Below are 17,621 nucleotides of genomic sequence, written 5' to 3'. Positions count from 1 at the left end.
CTTTGATTTCGGGGCTCTTGCTGTTTTGTGTGTTGAAAGTTCGTCGAGGAGGGACGCATTTGGACAATGTGTATTACTCACTCGCCGGCGCAACGCTCCAGTGAACTGATCGCTGACTTCGACTAATGTGTTAGGAGAGCCCTCACGCATTAGTCTACATAAGCGCTCTCCTGAGCGTCTTAGTCGTAGTTAGTCATTAGCTTGCCGGAACGTTGCGACGCACGGCGGTGAATATACATTGTAAAATCGCGTACGGAGTAACGACCAACCCACAAAATAGCAAAACAGGGAATCCTTCGTTTGGATTCCCTGCAAAAATCAATGGTGTTTAATTCTTATGCCATATGCACGGTCACATGATACTCGGCTTTTCCGTCCTCTACAGGTACCACATTTCCATCCACATGTTTGCCATCTACTTCCAGATAAGCAACTCCCTTTTCCACATTGTTCGGGTTCTTAACGTCGAAGTAGTAGGTAGCACCGCGGAAGCGGCGGATGAGAGTGAAGTCACCGAAGCCTTCCGGGATACATGGATCAATAGAAAGTCCATCGTAGGATGGCTGTACACCCAGGATCGCCTGGGAAAGGTTTACGAAAGTCCATGCAGCAGTTCCAGTCAGCCAGCTGTTCTTCGCCTCGCCATGGCGGGCTGCGTCACGTCCAGCAATCATCTGAGAGTAAACATAAGGCTCTGTACGATGGATCTCGCTGATGTTCTCAATATAAGATGGGCAAGTCTTCTTATAAATCTCAAATGCGCGGTTTCCACGTCCGATCACAGTTTCCGCAATGGAAATCCATGGATTGTTATGGCAGAAGATTCCGGCATTTTCCTTGTATCCTGGTGGGTAAGAAGAAATCTCACCAAGATTCAGGTAATATCTGGTATAAGCCGGCTGGTGAAGCATAATGCCGTACTTGGTATCCAGACGCTTCTTAACAGAATCCAGAGCCTTCTTAGCAAGACCTTCCTTCACGCCGATTCCAGCGATAATACAGAAGCCCTGGGGCTCAATGAAAATTTGTCCCTCTTCACACTCGTGGGAACCAACCTTCTGGGAAGTGGCATCATAAGCACGAAGGAACCACTCGCCATCCCAGCCGGCATCAAGAACAGCCTGATACATTTCATCAACAGCTTTCTGCGCAATCGCTGCGTCTTCTTCTTTACCAACACGTCTGCAGATCTCTGCAAACTCATTGCCATATTTTACATACATACCTGCAATAAAGACAGACTCTGCAACTGGTCCCTCAGATGGTCCTGTGGTCTGGAAAGACTCACCAGGCTCATTGGAGAAGCAGTTCAGGTTCAGACAGTCATTCCAGTCAGCACGGCCGATCAGCGGAAGCTTGTGCGGTCCAAGATGGGTACGGCTGTATTCGAAGGAACGGCGAAGGTGCTCAAACAAAGGAGCCGCTTTTTCCATATGGCAGTCAAAAGCAACCATCTCATTTAGAATGGAGTAATCTCCAGTCTCTTTTAAGTAAGCAGCTGCAGCTGCGATCAGCCACAGCGGGTCATCGTTAAATCCGCTTCCGATATCCAGGTTGCCCTGTTTGGTAAGAGGCTGGTACTGATGGTAAGCACTTCCGTCTTCAAACTGGGTAGCTGCAATGTCAAGGATTCTCTCTCTTGCACGCTCTGGAATCAGATGTACAAATCCAAGAAGATCCTGGCAGGAATCACGGAAGCCCATTCCACGGCCTGTTCCAGATTCATAGTAAGAAGCAGAACGGGACATGTTAAAGGTTACCATACACTGGTACTGGTTCCAGATGTTTGCCATACGGTTTACATGTGGATCCTGGCTCTCTACATGATAGCGGGAGAGAAGATCATTCCAGTAAGCATTTAAGGTAGCAAATGCTGCATTTACCTGTTCGGAAGTTGCAAATTTCTCCATGATCTTCTTAGCCGGAGCTTTTTTGATTACGTTTAAAGCTTCCCATTTGTCATCTTTCGGGTTTTCGCAATAGCCAAGAAGGAAAACGTATTCTTTCTCTTCGCCAGGTGCCAGGGAAATATTGATCTGCTGGCTGGCAATAGGATACCATCCGCTTGCAACAGAATTGTGGCTCTTGCCTTCCTCTACAACGATCGGAGCATTGTTGCCTCTGCCTAGTCCTAAGAACTCATCTCGGCTGGTATCGAAACCATTTACAGGAGTATTTACGGTAAAGAAGCTGTAGTGGTTACGACGCTCACGGTATTCGGTCTTATGGTAAATGGTACTGCCGATGATCTCAACTTCACCGGTACTCAAGTTTCGCTGGTAGTTGGTCATGTCATCTACTGCATTCCAGAGACAGAACTCTACATAAGAGAATAACGAAACTTTTTTCGCTTTATCGGAAGTATTCTTGAGAGTCAGCTTATTGACCTCGCAGGCGGTATCAACTGGGACAAATGCCAGAAGATCAGCTGCCAGCCCGTTTTTCTCACCGTGGAAACGGCTGTAGCCAAGTCCGTGGCGGCATTCGTAAACGTCAAGAGGAGTGCGGGTTGGCATTGCACCTGGATTCCATACGGTATCTCCATCTTTGATATAGTAGTATTTTCCGTTGGAATCTACTGGGATGTTATTGTAGCGGTAACGGGTGATACGGAGCAGCTTTGCATCTTTATAGAAGCTGTAGCCACCGCAGGTATTGGAAATCAGTGTGAAGAAATCCTGGGAGCCAAGGTAGTTGATCCATGGCAACGGGGTGTCTGGTGTTGTAATGACATATTCTTTATTGGCGTCATCAAAATGTCCGAAATTCATAGTGGATCTCCTTTGATAAATTTTATTTTTGCTGAATTCTTTCTAATTGGTTGATTACTATTCGTGATTTACATCAGGGGGTATTAATAATTTTCGAAGCTGCACGGAGCTCTGCTCTTATATGTAGTAACGTTCCGCAAATGTAATATGTAGTTTCGAAAAGGCCAACTGGATTGAATTGTGAGATAATTAACACACGAAAACGAATAAGTAAAGGCAATAAGAAATAAAAGTAAAGAATAATGGTATATATTTGCTCTTAGTATAATAGAAAGACTGATTAAAAGCAACATAAAAATTACAGTAATAATTAAATCTATTATATATTACAAAACAGAGATTTAAAACGCGAAAGTTTTCGCGAAAATATTTCGGGAAGAACTCTCATTCACAATTAAATTGTTAAAAACGCAAATATCCAAATTGTGCAATAGGTAGAATGACGTGAAAACGCACAAAAAATTCCAGAAACCACTTGATTTTTTGTGCACTAGAGGGTACTATAAGCTTACGAAAACGATTTAGAGATGACAGGAAAGAAAAACAGGAAAGAGTGAGGCAAGCATATGGTTTCCATGAAAGAAATCGCAAAACAATGTAATGTCTCAGTCGCCACTGTCAGTAAAGCATTAAATGGTTACTCCGATATCGGAGAAGAAACAAAAAACTACATATTAAGAACGGCTTCAGAGATGGGATATCTTCCCAACTCATCGGCAAGAGCTTTGAAGACGAAGCGAACCTTTAATCTGGGAGTTTTATTTGTGGACGAGGCCCGAAGTGGTCTCACACATGATTATTTCAACAGAGTACTGGAAAGCTTCAAAAGCACCGCAGAAGCGAAAGGCTATGACATTACTTTTACAAGCGGAAATGTTTCCGGTAAAAGGATGACCTACCTGGAGCACTGCAGATACCGGGGCGTGGACGGAGTGGTAATGGCCTGTGTGGATTTCACCGCAGAAGAGGTTCAGGAGCTTCTCCTTTCAGACATTCCGGTGGTGACCATCGATCATATCTGTGATGGAAGGATATCGGTAGTATCCAACAACATCCAGGGAATGGAAGAACTTATTACCTATATATATAAGAAGGGACACCGCAAGATCGCTTACATTCATGGAGATGACACATCGGTTACCAAGAATCGTCTTGGAAGCTTTTACCGGACCCTGCAAAGACTGGGGGTTGAAGAACCGGATGAATATGTAAAACCGTCTTTTTACAGAGATGCTGATCTGGCAGGTGAGAGAACCGGTGAACTTTTGGATTTGAAAGATCCGCCAACCTGTATTCTCTATCCTGACGATTATGCAGCGATGGGAGGGATAAACGAGATACGGGAAAGAGGACTTCGGATACCGGAAGATATTTCAGTAGCCGGGTACGATGGAATTAATATCGCCCAGGTTCTTGAACCCAAGCTGACAACCCTTTGTCAGGACACAGCGGCAATCGGAAGGATAGCAGCAGAAAGGCTGATTGAGCTGATTGAGCACCCGAAGACAACAGTTATTGAGAAATACACAGTGGATGGAACCCTTTTTAAAGGGGCTTCTGTGAAAACTTTGTATCCATCAAAAAATTTCAAGTAGTTATTAAAAAAATAAAAGATATAATTAAAGGAGGAAGTAACATGAAGAAAAAAATGGTGAGCGTATTATTAACAGCTTCTATGCTGGCAGGAATGACATTATGTGCAGTCCCGGTTATGGCAGAAGATGCAGAAACACCGGAAAACGAAGTTACCGGTGACGCTTCCGCAGATGATTCCTTTGTAGTATGGGGATGGAACGATGATATCAAGAAGATCCTTGATGGACCATTCAAAGAGGCTTATCCAGATGATTACGAAAGAATCGTTTTTGTAAACACAGGTGGATCTGATTATTATCAGAGCAAACTGGATCCTGTACTTGATGATCCTTCAAATGAGTTATATCCTGACATGATGGGTCTGGAAGTTGACTATGTTCAGAAATATGTAAACAGCGACTGGGTACAGAGTGTTGCAGATCTTGGAATCACAGCTGATGACTATGCAAACAGCTATCAGTACAATCTGGATCTTGGATCCGATGTTGATGGAAACGTAAGAGCTCTGTTCTGGCAGGCAACTCCTGGATGCTACGCAGTTCGTGCAGATCTGGCTGAGAAATATCTTGGAACAACAGATCCTGCAGCATTAGCTGAGAAATTCAAAGATCTGGATACCATCGTTGCTACAGCAAAAGAAGTGAATGACGCTTCCGGCGGAAAATGCAAACTGTTCTCCGGCTATGATGAGATCAAACGTAGCCTGACCGGTTCCAGAACTCAGGGCTTCTATGATGAGAACGATAAGATTACAATTGATGACAACATCAAGACATATATGGAAACAGCTAAGACTCTTTATGATGAAGATCTTACCTTCAACACAGATCAGTGGAGCGCTGACTGGAGTGCAAACATGAGTGGTGATGGCGTTGATTCTAACGCAGCACTTGCTTATATGGGATGCCCATGGTTCGTATACTGGAGCTTAAGTGATGCTTGGAAAGGCAACACAATCCTTGTTCCTACCCAGACAAAATGCTATTGGGGCGGCACAGGACTTGCAGCTACAACAGATTGTGCAGATACCGAGCTTGCAGCTAAGATTATGAAGTTCTTCACATGTGATGAAGATGGAATGGTTGCAATCAACGCTCTGAACTCTGACTATGTAAACAATACAGCAGCTGTCAGCAAGATCATCGAGGCTGGTACATCCGCAGATGGAAACGGCTATTTGTATCCAGACGCTGGACAGAACTTCATGGAGTTCTTCCTTCCATTAGCAGACGGACTTGACGCTTCTATGGTAACAGCAGAAGACCAGCAGATCCTTTCCCTTATGGATACTCAGACCAAGGCTTATGCTACAGGCGAAAAAGACCTTGATACTGCACTTGCAGATCTGACTGCATCTATCCATGATACATTCTCTTACCTGAGCGCAGAATAATGTGGCTTAAGAGTTTGCAGAGTCAATCATAAGTAAGTAGTGAGTGTGCTGCTTCTTCCCAAAAGAAGGAGCAGCACATTCTTATATAAGCGAGCAGCTGCTTTTGCTATAAAAAGCAGAATGACTGCCAGTGGCAGAGGAGAATGGCGCAGAAGCCCGAAGGGGCAGGCACTCCCGCCAGTGTCAGGCATTCTGCCTGGGAAAAGCAGGCAACTTCAGACAGGAGGCTGTTATGAATAAGAAAAAGAAAAAAATGATCGATTATGGAAGGTATGGCTACTTCTTTATTGCACCGTTTTTTATCACTTATCTGGTGTTCCAGCTGTGGCCGCTGATCAATACTTTCTATTATAGTACCTTATCCTACTACAAACGTAACGGGCGTGAATTCATGGAGTTTGCAGGACTCCAGAATTTTGTAAATATCCTTGGTATGGCTGCAGGGGAGAGAGGTTATGTACTCAGCTATCTGAAAAATACCCTTGTCATGTGGGGCTGCAACTTTGTTCCTCAGATTCTGGTTTCCCTTCTTCTGGCTGTATGGCTGACGGATGAGAAGGTTAAGGTAAAAGGAACAGGAGCCATGAAGGTTATCGTTTATCTTCCAAGTGTTATCACTGCAGCTTCTGTTTCTGTATTGTTTAAATCTTTGTTTTCCCAGTACGGACCAATCACCCAGACTTTGAAGGACTGGGGCGTTCTTGGCAAGAACTTTGATTTTATGTCCAGCGTAGCAGGAAGCCGTGGGCTGATTTCCACAATTCTGTGGTGGATGTGGTTTGGTAATACGACCCTGCTTCTGATTTCAGGCGTTCTTGGCATTGACCCTGGACTTTTCGAGGCTGCTGATATTGATGGTGCAACAGGCTGGAAAAAATTCCGTTACATTACCTTACCTCTTTTGAAACCAATTATGCTGTACACACTGGTTACCTCCGCAATCGGTGGTCTTCAGATGTATGATATCCCGGCACTGTTCAACGTTCCGGAGACCGGACTTGTAGGTCTGCCAGATGATAAGACAACCACAATGGCCATGTATATTATGCGTCTGTATAACAGTGATGTTGGAAAGGCAGCAGCCGTTTCCGTAGTACTGTTTATTATTACGTTGGTTGTCAGTCTGATCCTGTTCGCAACTATGAGCGACAGCGAAGACAGACGTATGAAAAAAGAGCAGAAACAGCGTAGAAAGGCAGGTGGAAGATCATGAGTAAAGCCGCAACAGCAGACAGCTACAGCAAGAATATGCTGCATCAGAAAGTCTTCCGTACCATTATTTGTATTTTATTCTGTATCATTGCACTTTTGCCATTTGTTCTTCTGGTTATGAACGCAACAAGAGATTCTGAGTCTATCAAGGCTGGTGTTTCCCTGATTCCGTCCACACACCTGATCGAGAACTGGAAAAACCTGATGATCAAGCAGAACGGTATGCAGATCACTTTGCAGAAAGCGATCATTAACTCTGCAACCATTACAATCCCTGGAACCTTCCTGTCAGTTTACTTTTCATCTCTGACAGCTTATGGTATCCATGTATATGATTTCAAATTCAAAAAATTTGCATGGGCATTTATTATGGCAGTTATGATGGTGCCAAGTCAGATTTCCATCATCGGTTTCTACCGTTTCATGCTGGATCTGAAGCTGATCGATACATACGTTCCGCTGATCATTCCTACCATTGCAGCTCCGACCGTTGTTTTCTTTATGAAACAGTATATGGAAAGTACACTTTCTCTGGAGATGATCGAGGCAGCCAGAATCGACGGTTCCAGAGAGTGGAATACCTTTAACAAAATTATCCTTCCAATTATGAAACCGGCAGTTGCCACACAGGCGATCTTCCAGTTTATCGCACAGTGGAACAACCTGTTTACACCTACCATTTTGCTGACAACAGATTCCAAGAAAACACTTCCTATGTTTGTACAGCTGCTGAGCTCTAATCAGTTCCGTACTGACTATGGTGTAGTTTATGTAGGACTGTTTGTTACCATTATTCCTCTGGTTGTTGTATACCTGGTACTTTCCAAGTATATTGTGGCAGGTGTTGCACTTGGTGGTGTGAAGGGCTGATGGGCGTGTATGGAATTATTTGACTAAGAAAAATATTATAAAAAATGAGAGTATGGCCGGGGGAAAAATCTTCCGGTCATATTTTTAGCTCTTTTTCGAAAAATAATTTAGTGGTGCTGAAATTTGTTGAGATTTTTGGTATTTTCAGGTGGCAAACTAAGAATTATATGTTATACTGATTTGGTGTCATTTGCCACGCAAAAAGGTAAATCTTTCTGTGACAAGGGTAAGAAGCAGCGTTTGCTGCGCAAACTTTGTATTGGAAATGGCATAGGATAAATTGGACGAGGTTATTATTTTATGGGTTATCAGGAAACAATCACATTTATTCTGGAAATGATCGGAACCATTGCGTTTGCGGCGTCAGGTGCTTTGGTGGGATCGGAGCAGAAGATGGATATTTTCGGAGTTTCGGTGCTGGGTGTGATTACGGCTGTTGGCGGTGGGATGATCCGTGATGTGACGCTTGGAATCATTCCCCCAGGCGTTTTTCAGAAACCGGTGTATGCGGCTGTAGCAGTGCTCACTTCCGTGCTTGTATTTTTTCTTCTTTATTTTAAAAGGGAATTGTTGGAAGAAAATGTTACTTATGATAAGGTGATGCTGGTGATGGACTCTGTGGGACTTGGGATTTTTACGGTAGTTGGCGTGAATACAGGAATCCGCCAGGGCTTTGCAGACAATACCTTCCTGTTAGTATTTGTGGGAACCATCACCGGCGTTGGCGGAGGATTACTCCGTGATATGATGGCTGAGGTGCCGCCTTATATTTTTGTAAAGCATATTTATGCGTGTGCTTCTATTGTAGGAGCTATTATGTGCGTGTATGCATACCGCTGGTTTGGAGTGGTGGCATCCCTTATCTCCGGATCTGCAGCGGTGATCCTGATGCGGTATATGGCTGCGCATTACAGGTGGAATCTGCCGAAATTAAAATAAAAGGAACTATTCAGAAGGTGGTATTTTACGAAGTGTGTAGCTGTGAGGGTACTGAACAGTACAATGAATGTTACCGATTTTTTAAATAACGGAATCACATAGAGGAGTACTTATGATTAAAGCAGAGAATTTATCTTACTCTTTTCCTCATAAAGAGTTATATAATAAAATTTCATTTACCCTGGAAGATGATGTGCATTGTGCTTTTATCGGCACAAATGGAACCGGTAAGAGTACATTGGTGAACATGATCCTTCACCCGGATGATTATTTATACGATGGAAAGCTGATCATCGATGTGCCTGGAAGAATCGGGTATGTCAGTCAGTTTTACACCATTGATGAGGAAAAAGAGGTTACTGTATTTGACTATATCAGTGAAGAATTTGTGAGATTGCAGAATAAGATCAACCAGATTTGTGAAGATATGGCCACTACGGATCATCTGGAAGAGCTGATGGAGGAATATCAGCAGACTTTGGATGAGTTTAATGCCATTGATGGTGATTTTTATGAAAGTAATATCCGCAAACAGCTGAAGCTGGCGGGGCTGGCAGGGTATGAAGACCAGCTTCTTACCAATTTAAGCGGCGGAGAGTTCAAGCTGGTGCAGGCAATCCGGGAGATGATGATCAGTCCGAAATTTATTATTATGGATGAGCCGGATGTGTTCCTGGATTTTCAGCATTTAAATGCACTTCGGAATCTGATTAATTCCCATAAGGGAACCTTGCTTGTGATCACCCACAACCGTTATCTTCTGAATCATTGCTTCAACAAGATCCTTCATTTGGAAAATACAGAGATGCAGGAGTTTGACGGCAATTATGTGGACTACAATTTTGCCCTTTTGCAGATGAAGATTGAGCAGCAGGAGCTGGCTGCGGCGGATATGGAGGAAATCGAGCGTAACCGCAAGATTGTGGAGCGTCTTCGAAACAGCGCTACTGCCATTGACAGTGCTACAAGGGGGAGAAGTCTGCATGCGCGGGTTTCCCTTTTGGAACGTCTGGAAGCGAGAAGGACAAAATCTCCATTTGTGGATATTAAGCAGCCAGAGATTGTATTTCACGCAGCTGAGGCTTTAAATGGGGGATTTTCCGGTGAAAACACGGAAGAATCTTTGGTAAGTGAAAGAAAGTCCAGTCCGGGAGATACGAATGCGGAAAATGAAGCTGAGAAGATAGTGTTAAGTGTAGAAGATTATAATGTGACCTTTGAACGTGAGATTATGGAACATGTTTCCTTTGCTCTTCGGGCGGGAGATAAGGTTGCAATTGTGGGTCCAAACGGCACTGGAAAGACGACCCTTCTTCGTGATATTATCAAAGAAGAATCCCCGGCAATTTGTCTTAGCGAAAATGTTAAGATGGCATACCTTTCCCAGATGCATGGAGAGGTATTTGATGAGAAGGACACTGTTCTTAAGAATTTTGAGGATGCAGGCTTTGATACCGATGACCAGGTGACAGCTTATTTGAAAACCTATGGTTTTGAGGAAGAACTGGTCTACAGTCTAGTGCGTGACCTTTCCGGTGGAGAAAAGAATCTTCTTCAGCTTGCAAAGATTTCCAGAGCAGGTGCAGACCTGCTGCTTCTGGATGAGCCAACCAGTCATCTGGACACATATTCCCAGCTGGCATTGGAGCAGGCAATAGAGAAATATAATGGAACAGTGCTAATGGTTTCCCATGATTTTTATACCGTAGCCAACTGCATGGATTATGTGCTTCTCACAGAGGATAAGGGTCTTCGCAGGGTAAGTATGCGAAAATTCCGAAAGATGATTTACGCCGATCATTTTGATAAGGATTATCTGGAATATGAGCAGAAGAAAAAAGAACTGGAGAATCGAATAGCTTTCGCACTTCAGGCCGGCAAGTATGAGGATGCGAAAAAGATTTCGGAAGAACTGGAAAAACTTTTGCAGAAATATAATGGATAACAAAATATTTGTATAGGAAGCAGCAGTGACGGACATATGTGCCAGAAATGTATAAGAAAAACAGCCCCTGGAAAAATTCCAGGAGCTGTTTTTTAATAAGGGAAACAAAAATATAGTAAGATGTTAAAGTTATTTATGACTCTTCATGAGTATCCTGCAATGCCAGGTAACCTTCCTCGCCAGTTCTGATCTTGACAACGTTTTCGATGTCGTATACGAAAACTTTTCCATCACCAATCTGACCGGTATGAAGAACTTTCTTGGCAGTTTCGATCACTTTCTGAACCGGAACAAGGCTGACAACGATTTCAATCTTAACCTTCGGCAGCAGGTTCATATCCATCTCAACGCCACGGTAGTAAGCAGGAGCACCTTTCTGGACACCGCAGCCAAGCACGTTAGTAATAGTGATACCAGTTACACCGATCTCATTCATAGCCTGCATAAACTCTTCCAGTTTGTTCTGACGGGTGATGATCACAACCTTTGTAAGCTTATGAACACCGTCTGCCGGGATTTCCGGAACAAATTCAGCTGGAGCAGAAGGTCTGGAAACTGTGGTAAATTCTCTGGATGTTCCCATTGGAGTCGGAACAGCAGCAACTGCGTCGCGGATCGCAAATCCATCGTATGCACTTGCAAGACCATGCTCTTTGATGTCAAGACCCTGGATCTCTTCCTCAGCGGATACACGAAGTCCAATGGTATGTTTGATTACCTGGAAAATAATGGTCATGGTAACGACTACCCAGGCGATTGTGATTAGCATGCCAACAAGCTGTACACCAAATCCATGGAAGCCTCCGCCAACCAGAAGACCTTTCCACTCTGTACCAGAGCCGTCGGAGAAAAGACCAACTGCAAGAGTACCAAATGCACCGTTTAAGCCGTGAACGCCAACTGCACCAACTGGATCATCAATTTTTAATACTTTATCAATAAATTCAATACCAAATACAACTATGAAACCAGCTATAATACCGATAATAGCAGCGGAAGCAGGAGATACGGTATCACATCCTGCTGTGATCGCAACAAGTCCTGCAAGAGAACCGTTCAGGGACATGGATACATCTGGTTTTTTATAACGAACCCATGTGATTAGCATGACTGTTACAGTAGCAACAGCTGCAGCAAGGTTTGTGGTAACGAAAATTTTTCCTGCACTTATAATTGCATCACCTTCCATAGATACGGTGGAAGCGCCGTTGAAACCAAACCAGCAGAACCAGAGGATGAATACACCAAGTGCACCAACTGTCAGGTTGTGGCCTGGAATTGCTTTAGATTTTCCATCTTTGGAATATTTTCCAATACGAGGCCCAAGGATGAGGGCGCCGATAAAGGCTGCAACACCACCTACCATATGTACAGCACAGGAACCTGCAAAATCGTGGAAGCCCATCTGGCTGATAAAGCCGCCGCCCCAGATCCAGTGACCGGAAATGGGATAAACCACAAGGCTGATCATAAGACTGTATACACAATAGGACGAGAACTTGGTTCTCTCAGCCATTGCACCGGAAACGATCGTAGCAGAAGTAGCGCAAAAGACAGTCTGGAAAATTAGGAAAGCCCAGAAAGGGACGCCATCTGGAAGCATTGCATTTCCGTAGTTTGCCTCTGAAGCAAGTCCGCCGATCTTTCCGAAAAAGCCATTTCCGGCTCCGAACATGATACCGAAACCGACGATCCAGAAAGCCGGAGTTCCGATACAGAAGTCCATCAGGTTTTTCATGATAATGTTACCTGCGTTTTTGGCTCTGGTGAAACCAGTTTCCACCATTGCAAATCCGGCCTGCATGAAAAAGACCAGCGCGGCACCAACAAGTACCCAGATTGTGTTTACTGCTGAATAATCCATAATAATTTCCTCCCTCGTTTCGTGATTTTCGACAAAACATCCTTTGGAACTATACAAAACATCCTTCGCGGATTTTGTCTGGTTTTCGTAACAGCCGGCAAGGTTCCATGTAAGCATGGGCTTTTGCTCGCTGCTCGCAAAATATCAAAAAGCGCGAAAGAGAAAACATTTATATGTTTTTCCTTTCGCGCCTTTACGATCATGATTATTGTCTGCGTCAACAGAAATATTCAGTTGTAACAATATGTAAAACAGGGGATATCCGTATCGTGTGATTAATGGATGAGGAAATCGATAATGAATTATGAAGTAGAGTTTCATAATAGATATCCCCTGTATTTACCAGTTTGAGAAACAGATTCAAAAAACAGGAACAGTTTCTATCATTTAGAATTCTCCTCTGTATATCTGATTAGATATAGAAGAGAAGTTTTCCATATGTAGGATATGGAAGCAGATCATCCGGAATGAGAGTTTCAGCTTCGTCAGCAGATTTTCTCAGTTCTTCCATGTCCACAAGTACTTCAGCCTGATACAGTTTGGCATTTTCCAGAACATCCTCAGTTGCTCTTGCCTTTACAGTATCTGCTTTCAGCTTCTCAAGACCTTTTGTCATAGCATCCTGAAGTCCGGACAGTTTGGTGATAAGAGCAGTTTCACTTTCACAGGTGATTCCAGGAACAACAGAAGCTTTCAGGCTTGCTGTACTAGCAATTTCTTCAATATAAGACATAACAGATGGAAGAAGGTCTTTCTGAACCATTTCAATCATTGTGTTAGATTCAATGTTGATGGTTTTGGAGTAGTTCTCAAGCCAGATTTCATAACGGGAGTGCAGCTCCTCGCTGGTGAAAATGCTATGCTTTGTGAACAGGTCAATATTCTTCTGGGCAATCCACATTGGGAGAGCATCCGGGGTAGATTTCAGATTGTAAAGCCCACGTTTTTCAGCCTCTTCAATCCACTCGTCGGTATAACCGTTACCATTGAAGATTACACGTTTGTGTTTCTTAATGGCTCTCTTGATCAGTTCATGAACTGCATGCTCCATATCTTCCGGAGCTATACCGTCAAGCTCTTTTGCAAACTGGTCAAGAGCTTCCGCAACTGCTGTATTCAATACAATATTCGGGTTTGCAACAGAAGCAGCAGAACCAAGCATACGGAACTCGAATTTGTTTCCGGTAAATGCAAATGGTGAAGTACGGTTTCTGTCAGTATTGTCTTTTACAAAGTGTGGCAGAACAGTTGCTCCGATATCCATCTGTACAGCACCGTGAGAAGTAAAGTAAGTATCATTTTCGATGGATTTCAGAATCTCGGTAAGCTCATCACCCAGGAAAATAGATACAACTGCTGGCGGAGCCTCGTTGGCACCAAGTCTGTGATCGTTTCCGGCACTTGCAACGGAGATACGGAGAAGATCAGCATATTCATCAACGGCTTTAATAACTGCCATTAAGAATACCAGGAACTGAATGTTCTCAGCTGGTGTTTTTCCGGGATCCAGAAGGTTTACACCGTCATCTGTGATCATGGACCAGTTGTTGTGCTTACCACTTCCGTTGATTCCCTCGAAAGGTTTCTCATGAAGGAGGCAAACCAGATCGTGTTTGTCAGCTACCTTTTTCATAACTTCCATTGTTAACTGGTTGTGGTCAACAGCTACGTTTGTGGTATCAAATACAGGAGCCAGCTCATGCTGTGCAGGAGCAACTTCGTTGTGTTTTGTTTTTGCAGGAATGCCAAGCTTCCAGAGCTCTACGTCAAGGTCATGCATGTAAGCTGCAACTTTTGGCTTCAAGGTTCCGAAGTAGTGGTCTTCCATTTCCTGTCCCTTAGGAGCTGGAGCCCCAAGTAAGGTACGTCCGCAGAATACAAGGTCTTTTCTTTCTTTATAAAGTTCCTTTGGAACCAGGAAGTATTCCTGCTCAGGTCCTACAGTAGTGGAAACATGTTTGATTCCTTTATTTCCAAGAATGTGGAGCATGTTGACTGCTGCCTTATTTAAGGTATCCATGGAGCGAAGAAGAGGAGTCTTTTTATCAAGAGCCTCGCCGCTGTAAGAACAGAAAGCAGTAGGAATGTAAAGGGTTCCATCTTTAATGAAAGCTGGTGATGTAGGATCCCATGCTGTATAGCCTCTTGCTTCGAAAGTAGCACGAAGACCGCCGGATGGGAAACTGGAAGCATCCGGTTCGCCTTTTACAAGCTCTTTACCGGAGAAATCCATGATCACCTGTCCATCGCCTGTTGGAGAAATGAAACTGTCGTGTTTCTCAGCGGTTACATTTGTCATAGGCTGGAACCAATGTGTATAATGAGTAGCACCGTTCTCAATGGCCCATTCTTTCATAGCGACTGCAACGGAGTTGGCAACGTCAAGCTCCAGATGAGTACCATTTTCAATGGTCTTTTTCAGTGCCTTGTACATGTCCTTTGGTAATTTACTGCGCATGATTCTGTCGTTGAAAACAAGACTTCCATAAATCTCGGGAATATTCTGTGTCATAACGGATACGCTCCTTTCACTTTTCATGTCTTTCTTCATCCTAATTATTTTTGATAAAAGAAAAAGGCACCTTGGATACATTTCTGTAATCCAAAGCGCCTTTGCTTTATGTTCTGTAGTATACTCAAAAAAAATCGTATGTCAATAGTTTTTTTGAAAAAAATTCCAAAAAGATTTTGCAATTGACTGAAAAAAGTTCTTGCTCAAATTTGAATCCGTATACTTGACAAATGAACTTCTTCCATTATAATTTTTGTTCAGAGCCAAGCAGATTTACAGCCAGGGATGTGAAGTGTGCTGGCACAGCAGAACATTCCTGGCTGTAAATTTATTGGCGGATACGCCAAATCGACGAAATGCGGAGCATTTTGGAGGTTGGATCTGAACATAAATAAAACTCAGTACCGAGGAGGAAAACAAATGGCGGAGATTAAAGAAGAGTGCGGTGTCTTCGGAATCTATGACCTGGATGGAAATGATGTGACATCTTCTATTTATTATGGTCTTACTTCCCTGCAGCACCGTGGTCAGGAGGCCTGTGGCCTGGCGGTATCAGATACCAAGGGACCCATTGGAAATGTAAAGTTTCACAAGGATCTGGGATTGGTAAGCGAGGTGCTTCGCGAGGATACACTTCATAAGATGAGTGGTGATATTGGAATCGGACATGTACGTTATTCTACAACAGGGGCGTCTGTTGCAGAGAATGCACAGCCTCTGGTTTTATCTTATGTAAAAGGAAGTCTGGCACTGGCACATAATGGAAACCTTGTGAATACAAAGGCGCTGAAATGGGAACTGATCCAGAGCGGAGCGGTTTTTCACACCACCACAGATTCAGAGGTGATCGCATTCCATGTAGCAAGAGAACGAGTACATACCAGCTGTGTAGAAGAAGCAGTCTTAAATACAGCCAAGAAGCTGCAAGGAGCATATGGGCTTGTGATCATGAGTCCCCGTAAGCTGATCGGAGTGCGTGATCCTTATGGTTTAAAGCCACTCTGTCTTGGAAAAAGAGACAACGCCTATGTACTGGCTTCTGAGAGCTGCGCCCTTACTTCAGTAGGTGCTGAGTTTATCCGTGATATTGAACCGGGCGAGATGATCACCATCAGCCGTAAAGGGGTAAAGTCTGATAAGACCCTTGCCAGTATGGTAAAAACCCGGGCCCACTGTGTTTTTGAATATATTTATTTTGCAAGACTGGACAGCACTCTGGACGGCGTAAAGGTCTATGATGCCCGTATCCGCGGTGGCAAATCCCTTGCAAAATCCTATCCTGTAGAAGCGGATCTTGTTACCGGTGTTCCGGAATCCGGAATTCCTGCTGCAAAGGGATTTTCTGAGGAATCCGGCATTCCATTCGGATTTGCATTTTATAAGAACTCTTATATCGGCAGAACCTTTATCAAACCAACCCAGAAAGAAAGAGAGTCCAGCGTTCATCTGAAGCTGAGCGTGCTGGAGGCTGTTGTAAAGGGCAAACGTATTGTGCTTGTGGACGATTCTATTGTCCGTGGAACCACCATTGCCAATCTGATCTGTATGCTGAAGGAGGCAGGCGCTCTTGAAGTGCATGTAAGGATCAGTTCCCCGCCGTTTTTACACCCCTGCTATTTCGGAACTGATGTGCCAAGCAACGACCAGCTGATCGCAGCCCAGCATTCCACAGAGGAGATCTGCAAGATGATCGGAGCCGATTCCCTTGGCTATATGGAGATTGACTATCTGGAAGGCATGGCAGGAGGAATTCCTATTTGTAAGGCATGCTTTGACGGCAAATATCCTATGGAAATTCCAGATGAGAATAATTTACAAAATGATTTTGAAATTCACAAGATATAAGAGAAAAAGTTTCATTTGTACGGGCTGCCCTAGAATGTCCATAACAATAAAATAGTCTATAATTACCAAAATACCGATTGTAAATTTGTGCAATCGGTATATTTATGTCCGAAATGTTACAAAAAAGTATACAAGAAAAAACTTGACAAAAATCGCGAGCTGGTGCATAATTTGCCTCAATCAAGGGAAAACGTTTTCAAACTTTCCCTTGATCAGAAAAGGAAACCAATATTCCTGTAGAACAGAAAGGGTGATAACGATGTGTCAGAAGCAGATCAAGCTGAATGCAACGGAGGATGTGAAAGAGTTCGTTAAAGCAGCAGGTAAATGTGATTTTGACATAGATGTTTTCTACAACAGAATCATCATTGATGCAAAATCCATTCTGGGAGTTCTGAGCATGGATCTTACACGGGTTCTTACTGTACAGTGCCATGGAGAGAGCAAGGAATTTAACCGTACATTACAGAAGTTTGCCGTTGCCTAGCTATTTACAACTGCAACCTGGCACCCTTCACGGTGCCACATAAAAAACGTAAAAAACAGATATTGCCGGGAACGACTTAAAACACGCGACAACATGGCATCCCGACAACATCTGTTTTTTTATTTATTAAAATTGCTATTTTGTGGGTTGAAAAGTTCGTCGAAGAGGGACGCATTCGGACAATGGG

11 protein-coding genes are annotated in these 17,621 nt (G+C 43.6%); 8 read left to right on the top strand and 3 right to left on the bottom strand.

What is annotated here, in order from left to right; all coding sequences use genetic code 11:
- Positions 1 to 335: 335 nt before the first annotated feature.
- Positions 336 to 2,771, bottom strand: coding sequence for a GH36-type glycosyl hydrolase domain-containing protein (locus LIQ05_RS08635; protein ID WP_226819933.1), 2,436 nt, complete (start codon positions 2,769 to 2,771; stop codon positions 336 to 338).
- A gap of 566 nt (positions 2,772 to 3,337) precedes the next feature.
- Between LIQ05_RS08635 and LIQ05_RS08630 the strand changes: the two genes are divergently transcribed.
- The 6 genes from LIQ05_RS08630 (at position 3,338) to LIQ05_RS08605 (ending at position 10,726) form a co-directional block, all read left to right on the top strand.
- The gene (locus tag LIQ05_RS08630; RefSeq protein ID WP_226819931.1) at positions 3,338 to 4,366 is read left to right on the top strand and encodes a LacI family DNA-binding transcriptional regulator; all 1,029 of its coding nucleotides are present in this window, start codon (positions 3,338 to 3,340) and stop codon (positions 4,364 to 4,366) included.
- Between the two features lie 41 nt (positions 4,367 to 4,407).
- Positions 4,408 to 5,760 (top strand): hypothetical protein, encoded by a 1,353-nt coding sequence (locus LIQ05_RS08625; protein ID WP_173715495.1) that lies wholly within the window; start codon positions 4,408 to 4,410, stop codon positions 5,758 to 5,760.
- A 232-nt stretch (positions 5,761 to 5,992) separates the two neighbouring features.
- Positions 5,993 to 6,973 (top strand): carbohydrate ABC transporter permease, encoded by a 981-nt coding sequence (locus LIQ05_RS08620; protein ID WP_118580131.1) that lies wholly within the window; start codon positions 5,993 to 5,995, stop codon positions 6,971 to 6,973.
- Complete coding sequence (locus LIQ05_RS08615; protein WP_226819929.1) at positions 6,970 to 7,842, top strand: carbohydrate ABC transporter permease; 873 nt, start codon at positions 6,970 to 6,972, stop codon at positions 7,840 to 7,842. Before LIQ05_RS08620 ends, LIQ05_RS08615 begins: the two co-directional genes overlap by 4 nt.
- Positions 7,843 to 8,142: 300 nt before the next feature.
- Positions 8,143 to 8,781 carry a trimeric intracellular cation channel family protein gene (locus tag LIQ05_RS08610; protein ID WP_226819927.1) on the top strand — a complete coding sequence of 213 codons (639 nt, stop codon included), beginning with the start codon at positions 8,143 to 8,145 and terminating at the stop codon, positions 8,779 to 8,781.
- Between the two features lie 112 nt (positions 8,782 to 8,893).
- On the top strand, positions 8,894 to 10,726 hold the full coding sequence (locus tag LIQ05_RS08605; protein WP_226819925.1) for an ABC-F family ATP-binding cassette domain-containing protein: 1,833 nt from the start codon (positions 8,894 to 8,896) through the stop codon (positions 10,724 to 10,726).
- A 133-nt stretch (positions 10,727 to 10,859) separates the two neighbouring features.
- On the opposite strand, the gene LIQ05_RS08600 is transcribed toward LIQ05_RS08605, so the two are convergent.
- Together LIQ05_RS08600 and LIQ05_RS08595 are read right to left on the bottom strand one after the other, a co-directional pair.
- Positions 10,860 to 12,590, bottom strand: a complete 1,731-nt coding sequence (locus tag LIQ05_RS08600) for an ammonium transporter (protein ID WP_226819923.1) — start codon at positions 12,588 to 12,590, stop codon at positions 10,860 to 10,862.
- A 412-nt stretch (positions 12,591 to 13,002) separates the two neighbouring features.
- On the bottom strand, positions 13,003 to 15,102 hold the full coding sequence (locus LIQ05_RS08595; RefSeq protein ID WP_226820207.1) for a glutamine synthetase III: 2,100 nt from the start codon (positions 15,100 to 15,102) through the stop codon (positions 13,003 to 13,005).
- Between the two features lie 420 nt (positions 15,103 to 15,522).
- Here LIQ05_RS08595 and purF point away from each other — a divergent pair, with 420 nt between their 5' ends.
- Positions 15,523 to 16,947 carry an amidophosphoribosyltransferase gene (gene purF / locus LIQ05_RS08590; RefSeq protein WP_226819922.1) on the top strand — a complete coding sequence of 475 codons (1,425 nt, stop codon included), beginning with the start codon at positions 15,523 to 15,525 and terminating at the stop codon, positions 16,945 to 16,947.
- Between the two features lie 259 nt (positions 16,948 to 17,206).
- Positions 17,207 to 17,434, top strand: coding sequence for an HPr family phosphocarrier protein (locus LIQ05_RS08585; protein ID WP_226819920.1), 228 nt, complete (start codon positions 17,207 to 17,209; stop codon positions 17,432 to 17,434).
- The last annotated feature ends 187 nt before the right edge of the window (positions 17,435 to 17,621 follow it).

The organism is Blautia glucerasea (assembly GCF_020537505.1).
Classification (GTDB): Bacteria; Bacillota; Clostridia; order Lachnospirales; family Lachnospiraceae; genus Blautia_A.
This window is presented reverse-complemented; position numbering and strand designations above follow the sequence as displayed.